Here is a 15,199-nt window from a genome sequence, read left to right as displayed (position 1 = left end):
CACTGTAGGCACGCCGAAGGAAGGGGACGTCGTGCTCGAAGGAACCCTCGCCCACGCCAAGCCGGTGATCAGGTGGGGGCTCGGCCACGCGCTCCCCCGGACCGTCCTGCGCCGCGAAGCCCGGCGCGGCGACCTCCAGGGACGCATGGTCGTCGCCGCGGCCGACGGGCACGACCTGACCGGGCTGTTCGAGGAGATCCGCGCCGCCGGCCCGCTCGCCCGCACCCGGTTCGGCTGGATGACCACCACGCACGCCGCGGTCCGGGAAGTGCTGTCCAGCGAGGACTTCCGCGTCGGCATCATCGGCTCCGACGGCTCGCCGCTCGGCCGGCTGGTCGAGTGGTCGGCCGCCGGGCACCTGCACCCGGTGCGGCCGCCGTCGCTGCTCGCCGTCAACCCGCCCGAGCACACCCGCTACCGCAAGCTGGTCACCGGCGTGTTCACCGTGCGCGCCGTCGAGCAGCTGCGCGGGCGCGTCCAGGAGATCGCCGACGGCCTGCTCGACGCGCTCGACCCCGGCCACCCGCTCGACCTCGTCGAGGCCTACTGCGGCCTGCTGCCGGTGACGGTCATCAGCGAGATCCTCGGCGTGCCGCCCGCCGACCTGGACAAGGTGCTGTCGCTGGGCGCGGCCGCCGCGCCCAGCCTCGACCTCGGCCTGGGCTGGCGCACGTTCCGCGACGTCGAGACCGCGCTGGGCGAGTTCGACGCCTGGCTCGGCGAGCACCTCGACCACCTGCGCCGGCACCCCGGCAAGGACCTGTTCAGCAAGCTCGTCGCCGCCCGCGACGACGGCGTCGGCCTCACCGAGACGGAGCTGAAATCGACGGCGGGCCTGGTGCTGGCGGCCGGTTTCGAGACGACCGTCAACCTGCTCGGCAGCGGGATCGCCCTGCTCGCGAACGACCCCGGGCAGCTCGCCGTGCTGCGCGAGCGGCCCGAGCTGTGGGGCAACGCCGTCGAGGAGGTCCTGCGGTACGACCCGCCGGTCCTGCTGACCGGCCGACTCGCGACGCGCGCGACCGAGATCGCCGGGGTTCCCCTGCCGCGCGGGGCGCTGGTGACCACCGTGCTGGCCGGCGCGAACCGCGACCCCTCGGTGTTCGCCGAGCCGGGCACGTTCGATGTCACCCGGGACGGCGCGCGCGACCACGTGGCGTTCGGCGCCGGGCGCCACCACTGCCTGGGTGCGTCGCTGGCGCGCATGGAGGGCGAAATCGGGCTGCGCACGATCTTCGACCGGTTCCCCGGCCTGCGCGTGCTGCCCGGCGGCCGTCGCCGGCGGACGCGGATCCTGCGCGGCTACGAAACCCTGCCCGCGGTGCTGGCCCCGTGACGACCCGGCGGGGCCGTCCCCCCAGGGACGCGGACGTCCTGTCGCGCGCGCGGATCCTGAAGGAGGCCCTCGCGCTGGTCGACGAAGAAGGCCTGGACGCGGTGAGCATGCGCAAGCTCGGGCGCCGGCTCGGCGTCGACCCGATGAGCCTGTACAACCACGTCGACGGCAAGGACGCCCTGCTGGACGGGGTCGCCGAGGTGCTGCTGGCCGCGATCCCCGCGCCCGCGGCGGATTTGGGCCAGCGGGAGACGATGTCCGCGCTGGCGCACGGGTTCCGCGCCGCGATGCTCGGCCACCCGCGCGCGGCGCCGCTCGTGCTCACCCGCCGGCTCGCGTCGATGACGGCGCTCGCCCCGGTGGAGGCCGTGCTCGGCCCGCTGCTCGCGGCGGGCTACCCGCCGGAGCGCGCGGTGCACGGGCTGCGGGCGGTACTGGCGTTCCTCATCGGCACGCTGATGCGCGAGGTCGACGCGGCGCCGACGTTCAGCGGTACCGGCGACCCGGAGCGGCTCGCGGACCTGACCGGGTCGGGGCTGCCCGCGGTCGTCGCGGCGGCGCCGTACCTCGCGGTGTGCGACCACGAAGCGGAGTTCGAGTTCGGGCTGGGGATCCTGCTCGACGCGCTGGCACCGTGACTCAGCGGATGCGTTCGTGCAGGGCGGCCATGCGGGCGTCGAGGTCCGCCGCCGTCCGGGCCGCGGCGGCGAGTTCGCCCGCGAAGTCGTCCGGGACGCTGTCGGCGTACTTGTAGGACAGCTTGTGCTCGACCGCGGCCCAGAAGTCCATCGCGATGGTGCGCAGCTGGACCTCGACCTTGACCTTCTCGACGCGGTCGGACAGGAACACCGGGATCCGGACGATCAGGTGCAGGCTGCGGTAGCCGTTGGCCTTCGGCCGGGCGATGTAGTCCTTGGTGCGCAACAGTTCGACGTCGTCCTGCGCGGTGAGCATCCGGGCGACCTGGTGGACGTCGGAGACGAACGGGCACACCACGCGGATGCCGGCGATGTCGTCGAGGACGTGCGCGGCGGCGATCCAGTCGTCACCGAGGCCGCGGCGGTGGACCTTCTCCTTGATGGCCTCCGGCCGCTTCACCCGGCTCGTGATGTGCTCGATCGGGTCGTGGCGGTGGACGAAGTCGAACTCCTCGCTGAGGATCCGCAGTTTCGTCATCAGCTCTTCGATGGCGAACTTGTACATCAGCAGGAATCGCGGGAGCTGCCCGGCGACGGCGAGCTCGTCGGCCGCCTCCCGCAGGTCCTCGGCCGCCGGATCGGTGGTCACTGAAGCCTCGTGCTGTCGTCGGTCGGTTTGCGCGCACCAGGTTACTGCGCTCCACCCGATCAACGAGCACCGGCGGGCCGGAGTTCCCGCCGGTCACCGGATCGGGTCACGGGAAGCCGTAGAGCCGGCGCGCGTTGGCGCCCAGGACGGCCTCGCGCGTCGCGAGGTCGGGGACCCAGTCGGCGAGCAGGTCGACGAGGTCGCCGTCGTTCGGCATCGGGCCGTGGCAGCCGACGTGCGGCCAGTCGGAGCCGTAGACGCACCGGTCGGGCGCCGCGGCGACGAGCTCCCTGGCGAGCGGGACGATCTCGGCGTACGGCGGGTCGGCGAGCCGGTTGGCACCCGACAGCTTGACCCAGGCGCCGTCGGCGACGAGGTCGCGGACCAGCCGGTTGTCGGTATCGGGCATGCCCAGGTGGTCAAGCACGTACGGGACGCGGAGCTTGGCCAGCCTGGCCGGATCCAGGCTCCTGGTGAACAGCTGCAGGTGCCAGCCGTGTTCCGCGCAGATCGCTTCGAGCCGGTCCAGCGCGCCGAAACCGACGCCGCCGCCGGTCAGGGTGTTGATCCGCAGCCCGGTGACGCCGGCGTCGTGGAGTTCGGCCAGTTCGCGGTCTGTGATGTGCGGGTCGACGACCGCGACGCCCTTGAGCCGGCCGGGGTGGGCGCGGAGGGCGTCGAGGAGCAGGGTGTTGTCGGTGCCGTGCACGCTGACCTGCACGAGGACGCCGTAGGTCATGCGCGTGGCGTCGAGCATGGCCGTGTAGGCGGCGGCCGTGGCGGGCGGCGGGGTGAAGCTGCGGTTTTCGACGAAGCCGCGGTCGCCGACGACGTGCGCGTGCGTGTCGACGGACCCGGGCGGCACGTCGACCCGGACGGGGGCGCGGGGCCGCGGGTCCGGGCCGGGGCAGTCGGCGGGTTCCACCGGGTCAGTGTGACACCGCCGGCGGAGGGTGTGCACCGGCCCGCCGCCGGTGCACACCCTCCTGGTCTCACTTGCCTTCGGTGGCGGATTCGGTGGCGGACTCGGTGGCGGTTTCGGTGCTGGTCTCAGCGCCGGTCGCGGTGCCCGCGCTCGCCGCTGCCGCGTCGGCGACGCACTTCTCCGCTACCGCGGCGGCTGCCTGCTCCGCCTCCTTGTCGGCGTTCTTGTTCTTGCCCTTGGCTTTCTGCTGGCCGTTGCCCTTCTGGTCGGCGGCCATGCCCTGCTGGTCCGCGGCCGCGCCGGAGGCGGCGGTCGCCTGGGTGACGCAGTCGAGGATGGCCGCACAGTCCTGTTCGGAGACCGCGTTCTGCGCCGCGGCTTCGTCCTGGGCCGCGGCTTCGTTCTGGGCTGCCATGCCCTGCTGGTCGGCCATGCCGTTCTCGTTGGCCATGCCGTTCTCGTTGGCCATGCCGTTGCCGTTGGCCATGCCGTTCTGGGCGGCCATACCGTTTTCGTTGGCCATACCGTTCTGCTTGGCCGCGCTGTTCTGCTTGGCCGCGCTGTCCTGCTTGGCCATACCGTTGCCGTTGGCCATGCCGTTCTGCTTGGCCATACCGTTCTGGTCGGCCATGCCGTTCTCGGCTGCCATGCCGTTGGCGTCGGCGGCTCCGGCGGCCTGGGCCACGCACTGCTCGACCACGTCGCAGGCCTGAGCGGCCGCGTCGGCCTGCGCGGCCGCGTCTCCGGCCATCGCGTTCTCGTCGGCCGCGCCGTTCTTCGCGGCCTTGCCCTTCTGGTCGGCGCTCTTCTGCTTGGCCTTGCCGTTGCCGGCCGCGCCCTGGTCGGCGGCTTCCTGCTGGGCGGCCATGCCGTTCTCGTCGGCTGCGCCCTGCTGGGCGGCCATGCCGTTCTCGTCGGCCGCGTCCTGCTGGGCGGCCTTGCCGTTCTTGGCCTTGCCCGCTCCCTTGGCCATGCCGTTCTCGTCGGCCTGGGCGCCTTCCTTCTCGGCCGCCCCGGCGATCGCCGCGCACTGGGTCGCGACCGCGTTCGCCGCCACCGCTCCCCCGCAGCCGGCCGCCGCGCGGCGCTGCTGGATCTGGTCGACCACCGCCTGGCGGTTGGCGATCCGGGCCGCCGACTGGGCGTCCGGGGCCGCCTGCTGGCCCGCGATGAACGTGAGGTTGTTCTGCAGTGCGGTGTCCAGTCCGCCGCAGCTCTCGGTCGCCGCGTTGCTGGCCGGGCTGCTGAGGGCGATCGCCGTCGCCGTCGCCCCCGCCACTCCCAGCAGCGCCGCCAGCCCGATCGTGGCCTGCTTGCGGTGTCGTCCGGTACTGCGTCCGTGGGGCATCAGCCCCTCCTCTCGGGTCGCCACCTCACCCAGGCACACGGGGCGCCGTCGTGAATGGTTCACCGATCACCGAAACGGATTTACCGGAACGTCTACTGTGGACACACGATCGGGCGTCGACCAGCTCCTCGAGCCAAAATATCTCAGCCGAGGTCGGCCAGCTGCGGCACGGCCGGCGCCATGCCCTCGATCCACTTGGCGGGCGACCCCGTCGTCGGCGTGATGATCGCCGTGTGCACGCCGAGCTTCGCGTAGTCCGCCATGGACCGGACGAAGTCGTCGCGGTTCGCCGGCGACGGGCGCGGGTTGTTGGCCAGGACCGTCTTGCGGATCTCGTCGTAGTCGCGGCCGACGTCGTCGCAGTGGCCGCGCAGCACGTCCAGCTTGTGGGCGACGTCCTCGGGCGAGGAGGCGAAGAGGTTGCACGCGTCGCCGTACTGCGCGACGAGCCGCAGCGTCTTGCGCTCTCCACCGCCGCCGATGAGCACCCGCGGGCGGTTGATCGGCTGGGGCGAGCAGAGCGTCTCGGCGAGCTGGTAGTGCTTGCCTTCGAACGGGCCGTTGTTCTCCGGGTCCCACATCTGCCCGCAGATGCGCAGCGTCTCCTCCAGCCGTTCGAACCGCTCGGCGATCGGCGGGAACGGCACGCCCATCCCCCGGTGCTCGCGCTCGAACCAGGCGGCACCGGCGCCCAGCACGGCCCGGCCGCCCGAGAGGACGTCGAGGGTGGTGACGATCTTCGCGAGCAGGCCGGGGTGCCGGTAGGTCACGCCGGTGACGAGCAGGCCGAGGTCGATCCGGGAGGTGTGCGCGGCGAGGAAGCCGAGGGTGGTGTAGCCCTCCAGCATGTTCGACTCGGTGGGCAGGCCCGTCGGCTCGATCTGGAAGTAGTGGTCCATGAAGGAGAGCCAGGTCGCCCCGGCCTCCTCCGCCGCGCTGCCCACCCGGGCGAGCTCACCGGCGATGGCGGTGGGCCCGCCGTCGATGTCGAAGATGGGAAGGTGGAAACCGAGCTCCATGAAACGTTCTCCTGACGTGCGGTCGGCGTGGCCCTCACGTTAGGACCTGGAGCGCGCTCCAGGGCAAGCCCCGGCTTCAGCTCGGCCGCGCCACCAGGTCCGTGGCGATGCGGTGCTCCACCGGTGCCGGGACCGGCTGGACCTCGGGCGCGAGCCCGCCCGCGGCCACCGCCGCCAGGCTGCGGACCTGCAGCGTCAGGCCCAGATCCATCGCCTGGATCGAGTTGCCGTTCGCGGCGGTCAGGTTGAGCATCCGACCCTGGTCGAGGACGACGATCTCGCGGCCGTCGGCCAGCACGTGCCCGACCCGGCGGCCCGGCGCGCCGTACTCGGCCGTGCGGACCGTCGCCGCCCGCAGCGCGGCCGCGTCGATCTCCCACGCGAAGTGCCCGACGCCGGCGAGGAGCGCTCCGTCGGGCAGGGCCGCCAGCTCCGCCTCGCCGACGACGCCGGGCGCGCCGGTCGCGGTGAAGACCGCCTGCGCGTCCGACACGACCTCGACCGATGAGCCGACGCGGTGACCGTCCAAAATGGCCTGGAGTGCGCGCATCGGGTCGGTGTCGCACACCGCGACCCGCGCGCCGAGCCGCGCCAGGGTGTCCGCGACGCCCTTGCCGCACGGCCCGTAGCCGAGCACCGCCGCGCGCATTCCCGGCACCATCAGGTTGGTGGCGTTGAGGAATCCCTGCACGACGCTCTGGCCGACGCCGAACTCGTTCTCCACCAGCAGCTTCAGCCGCGAGTCGTTGATCACGACGACCGGGTGGCCGACGCGCGCCTCCCGCAGCCGCAGGCCGCCGGTGGTCGTCTCCTCGGTGCCGCCGAGGTACCCGGCGGGCGCGCCGGATTCCAGCAGTGACAGCGTGAGGTCGGCGCCGTTGTCGAGGGTGAGGTCCGGCTCGCACTCGAGGACCTTCGCGACGTTCCGGGCGTGGTCGGCGTCATCGTCGGCGCGGCGCGTGTGCACCCGCACGCCGAGCGGCCGCAGCGCGTCGGCGACGTCGTCGTGGGTGGTGCCGGGCGAGCCGGTCAGCGTGACTTCGACGCCGGCCCCGGCGAGCAGGGTGACGAGGGCCGCCGTCTTGGGCTCGACGTGCAGGCACATCGCGAGGCGCCGCCCGGCGAGCACCGCGGCGGCCTCCTCGACGGCGGCCGCGGTCAGCGGCATGTGCTTGAGCGCCCAGTTCGTACCGGCGTGCGGGGATGAAGACATGACTGTCCTTGCGGTTGAAGAGAAAGGGACCCGGAGCGGGGCCCGTCAACCGTAGAAGTCGCAGCGGTAGGAGTGGTCGCCGAAGATCGGCGCCACGAGTTCCCGACCGCTCATGCCTCCAAGCTACCGCATGTCAAGCGCGGTAGCTCGGGCCGTTCGTGGTCATGACCCCAGTGTGGCGGCCAGGAAGTCCGCCACGGCGGCCGGCTCGCCCGCGCCGGTCGTCACCGGGACCGCTGACGCGCGCAGGTGGTCCGCGAACTCCGACGACTTGCGGCCGCCCGCGATCAAGAACGGTGGTGCGCCCGCGCCGGCGTATGCCAACGGGCTCGCCTCGCGCAGCGTTGCCGGGTTGCGGCCCAGGGCCAGCAGGATCGAGGCACGGGTGAGCGGGTCCTGTCCCGTGAAGGCGAACTCGGCCGGCGCGTCCAGCGCCGCCACCGCGCGGACCGCGCTGTCCGGATCCCGGGCCACGCCCAGCAGCGACGCCAGCGTGCCGCCCGTTCCCGTGCCCACCGCCGTGATCCGTGCCGGGTCGACGTTCAGGGCCGTCGCGTTGGTCTTGAGGAACCGGACCGCGCACCTCGCGTCCGTCAGCGGTGCCGGCCAGCGCGCCGCGGGTGCCAGGCGGTAGTCGATCGACGCGACCGCGAACCCCCGCGCCGTCAGGGCGTCGCGCAGGGGGACGAGCCGGGACCCGGCGAGCAGCGCGCCCGGGCCGGACGGCTTGCGGTTGCCGAAGACGAGCCCGCCGCCGTGCAGGACCAGCGCCACCGGGGCGGCCCTGGCGTCCGGGCGCGGGCGGGCGATGTCCATGACCAGCGGGATCCCGTCCGGACGGCAGTACTCGACCGTGCTGCCGTCGAGCAGCGTCGACGTCGTCTTGCCGGTGACGTTGTCGCCCGCCGCGACCGTTCCCGCCGCGCCGGTCGCGAGCACCAGCAGCAGCACCGGGAACAGCACGATCCACGCCGACACGCGCCGCGCCGTCGACGGCCGGGGGTGCGCCCGCCGCCGCCTCGCGATCAGGAAGCCGAAGACCGCGACGACCTGCAGTGCGGCGGCGGCGTAGTCGGTGAAGCCGACGACGGTGTCCGCCGGCTGCCAGGGGTCCAACCGCGTCAGCAGCCCGAGCGGCCGGCTCGCCACCCACAACGCGAGACTCGCGGCCGCGACGAGCGCGCCGGCCCGGGTGGTCTTGCGGGTCGGCCACCCGAGGACCGCGACGAAAGCGACGAGCTCGACGGCGGCGAACAGGCCGAACAGCATCGCGTAGAACTGCCAGACCCGCCAGAGCGCGGCGAGCGAGGCAGCCGGGATCAGGGCCCCGCCGAGTGCGGCGAAAGCGGCCGTGACCAGCACCGGACCGCGTCGCAGCGGGGGTGGCGCGGGGTAGCGCGCGGTCGTCGACGGGTGGCGTGTGCCGTAGTACCCGTCGACGACCTCCATGGCGCCAGTGTCACCCTGGTCGCGCGCGAGCGCACCCTACTTGCGCGAGGCCGTGTAGTTCCGGAACAGCAGGTAGGTGTCCAGGATGTCGGACGACGCGCTCTCGACCGAGCGGTAGATCCCCCACTTCGGGCGCACGTAGTCACCCTGGTCGGGGATGTTCACGCTCGACATGCTGCCCTGCGCGGCGACCGGCGCGCCGGTCCCGGTGCCGTTGCGGATGACGCAGGACGCCTTGCCCTTCGAGCCCGGCGTGAACGTCCATTCGATGGTGATCCACTTGTTCCGCAGCGGCGAGAGATCGGTGGCCGCGATGCTGGGCGACCCCGAGTTGGCGTACGCGCGGGCGTTGAGCATCTCCTTGCTGCCGCTGCGAGTCAGGTCGAGCGTCACCCACGGGCCGCCGTTGGTGGACGGGGTCTTGGTCTGGAAGATGTGGGTGAACTTGCTGGTCCCGTGCAGGGTGCCCGGGATGTACATCTCGTAGGAGAGCGTCCAGGTCTCGCCGTCGTGCATCTTCAGCGTGGTGCCGCTCTGGACCATGCCCTTGGACTCGGTGCGCTGGCGGTCGCCGCCGCCGGTGGTGTCGCGGTCGTCCTTCCAGATGTTGAAGCGGTAGTGGTCGCCCTCGACCACGACGTACTTGCGGTCGGGGTGGTGGTTGCCGCGGTCGGCCTCGATGCCCTCGTAGGCCTTGAGGCCGTCGGTGGCGGGGTCGGGGTGCCACAGCGGGGCCGCCTGGGCGGGCAGCGCCGTGCACAGCATGATCGGGACGACCAGGGCGAGGGCCATCCTGCGGGGGAATTCCGGCATCGTCGGTGTGTCCTTCCTGACGAGCGTTCGGCAGGGGTGCACATCGGTCGGCGGACGGACCCGGCAAACCGGGCTGGACATCCGATGTCTAGCACTCCGAAGTTAGCGCTTTCCGGCACCGATTGGCAAGGTGTCTCCACACTTGGTCGACGATTCATCTGATGGCTAAGCCTCCTGGACCGATGGTGGCGTTCCTGGCTCAGGCGTAGCAGGCCGCCAGGGCACCGAACGCCGCCTTCGGCTCCCACGGGACGCCGTCGTACGTCTCCCCCGTCCCGTCCTCCAGCACCTTCACCACGCCCCAGCTCGCCATGTCCAGGTCCGCCCGCGGATCGGCCCGGTGGACCAGCCCGTAACACACGAACGTGCAGGCGAAAGCCGCGTCGACGCCCTCCGTCGTGAAGATCTCCAGCAGCTCGCGGAAGTACCGGGCCTGCTCCTCCTCGTCGCGGACGTACTCCCCCTTCAGCCGGACCGGGACCGTGTCCTCGTACTCCAGGATTTCGCCGCAGCGGGCGCCGAGGTCGGCCGCACCGCGGTACGGGGTCACGCCGAACTCCGTGATCGCCACCGGCTTGCCCGCCGCCACCAGCGTGCGGATGCCCTCCCGGTACACGTGCGCGACCTCCTTCGAGCGGTGCGCGTCCACCGAAACGATGTCGAACGGCGCCCAGTCGACGCCTTCCAGCGGTACCGCCGCGTACGTGACGCGGCCGCCGAAGCGAGCCCGGACGGCCGACACCGCGCGGGCCAGGAAGTCGTTGACGCGCGGCGGAAGCCCGGTGATGAGCTCCCGCGACGCCAGCAGGCCGGCCACGCGTTCTTCGATGCCGCCGCCCGGCAGGAAGCCGTGGTTGAACAGGCTCAGCTCGGCGCCGGTGACGAAGACGATCTCGGCACCCGCCACCCGGAGCCGTTCCGCCCGCGTGGCGCCGTCGGTCAGCAGCGCGAGGATCTCGTCCTGGGTGCGGTCCCAGGGGAACGGCGAGAACCACACCTCCAGCCCCAGCGCGGCCGCTTCGCGAGCGGCGTGCTCGAGCCGGTCCAGGTCGGTGCCGATCAGCCGGACCGCCGTGCAGTGCAGGTCGTCGCGGATGATCGTCAGCTCGCGGCGGACCAGGTCCGGGTCGAACGGGCGGTTGAACCGGCCGTCGCGCTCCAAGCCGGTGTCGTAGCCGATGCCCTTGGCTCGCACTTGTCCTCCAGACTTTAGGGTACGGTCCGTACCGTACCCTAAAGTAGTACACTGCGGTCCATGGCCGAGAAGACCCGCCGTCGCGGTGCCGAGCTGGAAGAGGCGATCCTGCGCGCCGCCGCGGACGAGCTCGCCGAGGCCGGCTACCCCGGCCTGACCATGGAACGGGTCGCGCTGCGGGCCGGCACCAACAAGAACGCGATCTACCGGCGCTGGCCGAACCGCGCCGCGCTCGGCGTCGCCGCCTACCGCCACGTCGCCGAGGACACCCTCAAGCCACCCGACACCGGCGGACTCCGCGAGGACGCGCTGACCCTGCTGCGTGCGATCAACTGCGGCCAGACCTCCCCCGCCGCCCGGATCCTGCGCGGTCTCCTGACCGGCGTCGGCGACGAACCGGAACTCCGGGAACAGCTGTACGAACAGGCCGCCGAGGGCGGCGCGAAGGCGTGGCTCGAGATCGTCGAGAGGGCCGTCGCGCGCGGCGAAGCCCGTCCCGGAGCCCGGCAGCCACGCGTCGCCACCGTGGCACTCGTGCTGCTGCGCAACGAGTTCCTCACCCGCGGACTGGCCACAGTGGACGACGACGTGCTCGTCGAGATCGTCGACGAGGTCTACCTGCCGCTGGTGGGCGCGTAGATCGTCAGACGCAGCTCGGGGTCCTCGACCGCCTGGAAGGTCGCGTAGTCGAACTCCTGCGGCCCCGGTAGGAACACCCGCTTCCGGCCGGGTCCACTGTGGACGACGTCGTGGCGGTTCCACCACGCCGCGAACTCCGGGCAGCCGGCACGCAGCCGCTCCGCCAGCTCGGTGAAGGCGGGATCGCCGGCCCACAGGTCGTGCGCGGCGCGGAACTGCGCCACCACGTGCTCGCCCTGCGCGGCCCAGCCGGCGCCGAACAGGCGCCGCGCCCGCTCGTCGAGCAGCAGGAAGACCAGGATGTTCCGGTCGGCTTCGGGCACCGCGCCGAAATCGGTGACCAGGTCGGCCGCGGCGCGGTTCCACGCGAGCACGTCCCAGCGGCGGCCGGTGACGTACGCCGGCTCGGTCAGGCCCTCGACGAGCCGGCGCGTGGCTTCGGGCACCTTCTCGCGGGTGAACGCGGTCCGGGCCGGGTTCCGGGCCAGCGCCCGCAGGTGGGCGCGTTCGGCGTCGTCGAGCCGCAGGGCGCCCGCGAGCGCCTCGATCGTCGACGAGGACGGGCTGACCGTGCGGCCCTGCTCGAGCCGGACGTACCAGTCGACCCCGATGCCGGCCAGCTCGGCGACCTCTTCGCGGCGCAGCCCGGGTGTCCGGCGGCGGCGCCCGTCGGGCAGCCCGAGCGCCGCCGGGCTCAGCCGCTCCCGCCGGGACCGCAGGAACTCCCCCAGCCCGGCCCGGTTCGCCTCCGGCACGACGACCTCCATGGCATTCAATAGTCCTAGGATGATACCAGGCCTGGATGAACGCTCCAGGTTCTTCGAAGATCGGGACATGAGAGCCGCGATCCTTGAAGAGTTCGGCAAACCCCTGTCGGTGCGCGAGATCCCCGCGCCGGTGCTCGGGACCGGCGAAGTGCTGGTCGACGTCGTCGCGGCCGGAGTGCTGCCCTACGCGGCGGAGGTGTTCCGCGGCGAGCGGAACTACCTGCTGACGCTGCCGGTCGTGCCCGGCGCGGGCGCGGTCGGCCGGGTCCGCGCGACCGGCCCGGACGCGACCCGGCTGGTCCCCGGTGACTGGGTGCTGTGCGACCCGGCGATCCGCTCCCGCGACGACGCACTCACCCCCGACATCACGCTCCAGGGCCTGAGTGCCCGCGGCGACGGCGGCCTGTTCCTGCAGCGCCACTACGGCCACGGCTCGTACGCCGAGCAGGTGCTGGTCCCGACCGAGAACGCGATCCCGCTCGGCCCGATCGACCCCGCCGAAGCCGGCCGCTGGACCGCGCTCAGCCTCTGCCTCGTCCCGTACGGCGGCCTGCTCGCCGCGGACCTGCGCCCGGGTGAGACCGTGCTGGTCAGCGGCGCCACCGGGAACTTCGGGAGCGCGGGAGTGGCGGTCGCGCTCGCCATGGGCGCGGCCCGTGTCGTGGCTCCGGGCCGGAACGAAGCGGCGCTGGCGGATCTTGAACGCCGGTTCGGCGCTCGTGTCCGGACCGTGCGGCTCACCGGCGACGACGACACGGCCCGCCTCCGCCAAACGGGCCCGATCGACGTCGTCCTGGACCTGCTGCCGCCGTCGGCCAGCACCGCGCCCGTGCGAGCCGCGGCGATGGCGGTCCGCGAGCGGGGCCGGGTCGTGCTGATGGGCGGCGTCGGCATGCTCGGCGGCGACGACCTCGCGCTGCCCTACCCGTGGCTGATGCGCAACGGCATCACGCTGCGCGGGCAGTGGCTGGCCCCGCGGACGGCGAACGCGAGCCTGATCGCCCTGGCCCGCGCCGGGTTGCTGGACCTCGGCCAGTTCGCCGTGACGGAGTTCGGTCTCGACGAGATCGGCGCCGCCCTCGACCACGCGGCGAGCGGCCGGACGCGGTTCGCCCTCACGGTGGTCCGTCCTTGAGTAGCTTCGAAGGATGACCCGACTCGCCCGCCACGACAAGATCGCGGCCGCGCTGGCCTCGGCGCCGGACAGCCTCCTCGCCGGCGCGCGCCCGCTCGGCACCGGGATCGGCGGCTCGACGTGGCTGCTGACCGTGGCGGGCGAGCCCGTCTTCGTGAAGCGGGTCGCCCTCACCGACGTGGAGGTGCGGCACGAAGGGTCGACGGCCGACCTCTACGGGCTGCCGCCGTGGTCGCACTACGGGGTCGGGTCCGCGGGCGGCGGGGCCTGGCGTGAGCTGGAAGCGCACCTCGCGACGACCGGCTGGGTGCGCACCGGGCAGTGCGAAAACTTCCCGCTCCTGCACCACTGGCGCGTCCTGCCCGGGGTTGCGCGCCCCGGCACGGACATCGAGCGGGACGTCGCGTTCTGGCACGGCGACGCGGGGGTGCGGCGACGGCTCGAAGCGCTCGCCGGCGCCACCACCGACCTCGTGCTGTTCCTCGAGTACCTGCCCCAGGACCTCGCGCAGTGGCTCGACGGCAACCCGGACGGCCTGGCCCTGGCCCACCGCGACCTGCGCGGCATCACCGAGTTCCTGGCCGGGAAGGGTGTTCAGCACTTCGACGCGCACTTCGCGAACATCCTCACCGACGGGGAACGGCTCTACCTGACGGACTTCGGGCTCACGGTGATGCCGGAGTTCGCGCTTTCCGAGGCCGAAGCGGAGTTCCTCGCCGAGCACTCCGCGCACGATCGGGCCTACGTGCTGACCCGCCTGCTGAACTGGGCCGTCCGGCACCAGCTCGACGACACCGATCTGCGCGGCTATGCCCCGCTGGCCGAGGTCGTCAACGACTTCTACTTCGCGCTCCACACCGCAGACCGGCGGACGCCGTACCCCAAGGACGAAATCGCTCAGCAGTTGGAGCGCGCCGGCTTGCCCGCGAACCGGTCGCGCAGGTAGTTCACGACGTCGCCGGCGGACACCGCCAGCGTCGTCACGTGCTCGCCGAGGTACGTACCCCACGTGACGTCCACCCCGGCCGCGCAGTACTCGCGGCGCAGTGTCCGGGCCTGGGACAGCGGGATGATCTCGTCGAGGCTGCCGTGGAACAGGAAGACCGGCGCCTCCGGCGGGCGGGTGCCCAGCTCGTTCTCGGCCAGCCGGGCCTGCCACTTCGGCGTCGTCAGCGGGTTCGAGGTCGTGTAGTCGGCGATGTGCCCGAAGGCGTAGCCGAACACGGCGTCGACGCACGCGTCCTGCTGCGTCGCGTACAGCGTGCGCCCGCGCTCGTTGAGGTACGCGGGCAGGTCCAGCTCGGGGTACGCCGCGTCCAGGCCCAGCGCCGACAGCAGGAGGAACCCGAAGCCGACGCTGCCCTCGAGGCCCTGGGCCACGACGTTCAGGTCCGCGGGCGTCCCGCCGGCCGTGATGCCGGCGACCTTCAGCTCCGGCGCGTACGACGGCGCCAGCTCGCCCGCCCACGCCGCTCCCCCGCCGCCTTGCGAGTAGCCGGAGAACGCGACCGGTCCCCCGGCGGCCAGGCCCGCGGCCGGGAGCCGGGTCGCCGCGCGGGCCGCGTCGATCACCGTGTGGCCCTCGGACCGGCCGACGATGTAGGTGTGCAGGCCGGGGGTCCCGAGACCTTCGTAGTCGGTGATCGCCACCGCCCAGCCGCGGCTCAGCATCGCGTCGACGAACAGCGGCTTCTCGTAGTCGGGCTGGAACTTCGACGGCGCGCAGCGGTCGCCGATGCCGCGGGTGCCGCTGGCCACCGACACGATCGGGCGCGGACCCGCGCCGGTCCACGGTTTCGACGGCACCAGGACGCGGCCCGACACCGCGATCGGCGTGTCCGTCGCGGACCTCGACCGGTACAGCACCAGATACCCCTGCGTGCCGGCGGAGTCCGGCAGTGGCCGCCACCAGACGACGTCACCGTCGGCGCCCGGCGGCAGCGGGCTCGGCGGCGTGTAGAAGGCGTCGCCGTCCGGGCCGCGGGGTGGTTCCGCGGCGTTCGCCGGGCCGGCCATGGTGGACACCAGGAGAACGGCCAGCAGGACCGTCCACAAGCGACGCATGAGAACTCC

General features: G+C 72.7%; 15 protein-coding genes. 5 read left to right on the top strand and 10 right to left on the bottom strand.

Annotated elements, in window-relative coordinates; all coding sequences use genetic code 11:
* Nucleotides 1-31 precede the first annotated feature (31 nt).
* Both ACZ7OU_RS28230 and ACZ7OU_RS28225 read left to right on the top strand, forming a co-directional pair.
* The gene (locus ACZ7OU_RS28230) at nt 32-1,336 is read left to right on the top strand and encodes a cytochrome P450 (protein WP_470257435.1); all 1,305 of its coding nucleotides are present in this window, start codon (nt 32-34) and stop codon (nt 1,334-1,336) included.
* Nucleotides 1,333-1,974 carry a TetR/AcrR family transcriptional regulator C-terminal domain-containing protein gene (locus tag ACZ7OU_RS28225; protein WP_470257434.1) on the top strand — a complete coding sequence of 214 codons (642 nt, stop codon included), beginning with the start codon at nt 1,333-1,335 and terminating at the stop codon, nt 1,972-1,974. Before ACZ7OU_RS28230 ends, ACZ7OU_RS28225 begins: the two co-directional genes overlap by 4 nt.
* 1 nt (nt 1,975) lies before the next feature.
* Here the strand turns inward: ACZ7OU_RS28225 and ACZ7OU_RS28220 are convergent, their stop codons facing one another.
* From ACZ7OU_RS28220 to ACZ7OU_RS28185, 8 genes are all read right to left on the bottom strand, one after another.
* A complete protein-coding gene (locus ACZ7OU_RS28220) occupies nt 1,976-2,623 on the bottom strand; it encodes a GTP pyrophosphokinase (RefSeq protein WP_470237054.1) in 648 nt (215 codons plus the stop codon).
* 106 nt (nt 2,624-2,729) lie between these two features.
* Entirely contained in the window at nt 2,730-3,548 is an 819-nt protein-coding gene (locus tag ACZ7OU_RS28215) for an amidohydrolase family protein (RefSeq protein WP_470257433.1), read from the bottom strand.
* A 67-nt stretch (nt 3,549-3,615) separates the two neighbouring features.
* Nucleotides 3,616-4,896: a hypothetical protein gene (locus ACZ7OU_RS28210; protein WP_470257432.1), complete on the bottom strand. Its 1,281-nt coding sequence runs from the start codon at nt 4,894-4,896 to the stop codon at nt 3,616-3,618.
* 143 nt (nt 4,897-5,039) lie between these two features.
* Nucleotides 5,040-5,915 (bottom strand): LLM class F420-dependent oxidoreductase, encoded by an 876-nt coding sequence (locus tag ACZ7OU_RS28205; protein ID WP_470257431.1) that lies wholly within the window; start codon nt 5,913-5,915, stop codon nt 5,040-5,042.
* 76 nt (nt 5,916-5,991) lie between these two features.
* Complete coding sequence (locus tag ACZ7OU_RS28200; RefSeq protein WP_470257430.1) at nt 5,992-7,128, bottom strand: adenosylhomocysteinase; 1,137 nt, start codon at nt 7,126-7,128, stop codon at nt 5,992-5,994.
* A gap of 162 nt (nt 7,129-7,290) precedes the next feature.
* Nucleotides 7,291-8,577, bottom strand: coding sequence for an alpha/beta hydrolase fold domain-containing protein (locus ACZ7OU_RS28195; protein ID WP_470257429.1), 1,287 nt, complete (start codon nt 8,575-8,577; stop codon nt 7,291-7,293).
* 36 nt (nt 8,578-8,613) lie between these two features.
* Entirely contained in the window at nt 8,614-9,390 is a 777-nt protein-coding gene (locus ACZ7OU_RS28190; RefSeq protein WP_470237062.1) for a hypothetical protein, read from the bottom strand.
* Nucleotides 9,391-9,589: 199 nt separating this feature from the next.
* Nucleotides 9,590-10,585: a hypothetical protein gene (locus ACZ7OU_RS28185; protein ID WP_470257428.1), complete on the bottom strand. Its 996-nt coding sequence runs from the start codon at nt 10,583-10,585 to the stop codon at nt 9,590-9,592.
* Between the two features lie 60 nt (nt 10,586-10,645).
* On the opposite strand from ACZ7OU_RS28185, the gene ACZ7OU_RS28180 reads away from it, so the two are divergent.
* On the top strand, nt 10,646-11,224 hold the full coding sequence (locus tag ACZ7OU_RS28180; RefSeq protein ID WP_470257427.1) for a TetR/AcrR family transcriptional regulator: 579 nt from the start codon (nt 10,646-10,648) through the stop codon (nt 11,222-11,224).
* On the opposite strand, the gene ACZ7OU_RS28175 is transcribed toward ACZ7OU_RS28180, so the two are convergent.
* Nucleotides 11,200-11,991 (bottom strand): helix-turn-helix transcriptional regulator, encoded by a 792-nt coding sequence (locus ACZ7OU_RS28175; protein ID WP_470257426.1) that lies wholly within the window; start codon nt 11,989-11,991, stop codon nt 11,200-11,202. The genes ACZ7OU_RS28180 and ACZ7OU_RS28175 overlap by 25 nt on opposite strands.
* Nucleotides 11,992-12,058: 67 nt before the next feature.
* On the opposite strand from ACZ7OU_RS28175, the gene ACZ7OU_RS28170 reads away from it, so the two are divergent.
* Both ACZ7OU_RS28170 and ACZ7OU_RS28165 read left to right on the top strand, forming a co-directional pair.
* Complete coding sequence (locus tag ACZ7OU_RS28170; protein ID WP_470257425.1) at nt 12,059-13,126, top strand: alcohol dehydrogenase catalytic domain-containing protein; 1,068 nt, start codon at nt 12,059-12,061, stop codon at nt 13,124-13,126.
* A gap of 13 nt (nt 13,127-13,139) precedes the next feature.
* A complete protein-coding gene (locus ACZ7OU_RS28165) occupies nt 13,140-14,072 on the top strand; it encodes a BUD32 family EKC/KEOPS complex subunit (protein ID WP_470257424.1) in 933 nt (310 codons plus the stop codon).
* On the opposite strand, the gene ACZ7OU_RS28160 is transcribed toward ACZ7OU_RS28165, so the two are convergent.
* Complete coding sequence (locus ACZ7OU_RS28160) at nt 14,024-15,190, bottom strand: lipase family protein (protein WP_470257423.1); 1,167 nt, start codon at nt 15,188-15,190, stop codon at nt 14,024-14,026. The two genes, ACZ7OU_RS28165 and ACZ7OU_RS28160, sit on opposite strands and share 49 nt — an antisense overlap.
* Nucleotides 15,191-15,199 lie beyond the last annotated feature (9 nt).

The sequence above is a fragment of the Amycolatopsis sp. NPDC114505 genome, assembly GCF_055633615.1.
This window is presented reverse-complemented; position numbering and strand designations above follow the sequence as displayed.

Bases quoted from the DNA above. Each gene is read 5' to 3' on its own strand.
- ACZ7OU_RS28210 (WP_470257432.1), bottom strand. From the start codon at position 4,896: ATGCCCCACGGACGCAGTACCGGACGACACCGCAAGCAGGCCACGATC.
- ACZ7OU_RS28205 (WP_470257431.1), bottom strand. From the start codon at position 5,915: ATGGAGCTCGGTTTCCACCTTCCCATCTTCGACATCGACGGCGGGCCC.
- ACZ7OU_RS28200 (WP_470257430.1), bottom strand. From the start codon at position 7,128: ATGTCTTCATCCCCGCACGCCGGTACGAACTGGGCGCTCAAGCACATG.
- ACZ7OU_RS28195 (WP_470257429.1), bottom strand. From the start codon at position 8,577: ATGGAGGTCGTCGACGGGTACTACGGCACACGCCACCCGTCGACGACC.
- ACZ7OU_RS28190 (WP_470237062.1), bottom strand. From the start codon at position 9,390: ATGCCGGAATTCCCCCGCAGGATGGCCCTCGCCCTGGTCGTCCCGATC.
- ACZ7OU_RS28180 (WP_470257427.1), top strand. From the start codon at position 10,646: ATGGCCGAGAAGACCCGCCGTCGCGGTGCCGAGCTGGAAGAGGCGATC.
- ACZ7OU_RS28175 (WP_470257426.1), bottom strand. From the start codon at position 11,991: ATGGAGGTCGTCGTGCCGGAGGCGAACCGGGCCGGGCTGGGGGAGTTC.
- ACZ7OU_RS28170 (WP_470257425.1), top strand. From the start codon at position 12,059: ATGAGAGCCGCGATCCTTGAAGAGTTCGGCAAACCCCTGTCGGTGCGC.
- ACZ7OU_RS28165 (WP_470257424.1), top strand. From the start codon at position 13,140: ATGACCCGACTCGCCCGCCACGACAAGATCGCGGCCGCGCTGGCCTCG.
- ACZ7OU_RS28160 (WP_470257423.1), bottom strand. From the start codon at position 15,190: ATGCGTCGCTTGTGGACGGTCCTGCTGGCCGTTCTCCTGGTGTCCACC.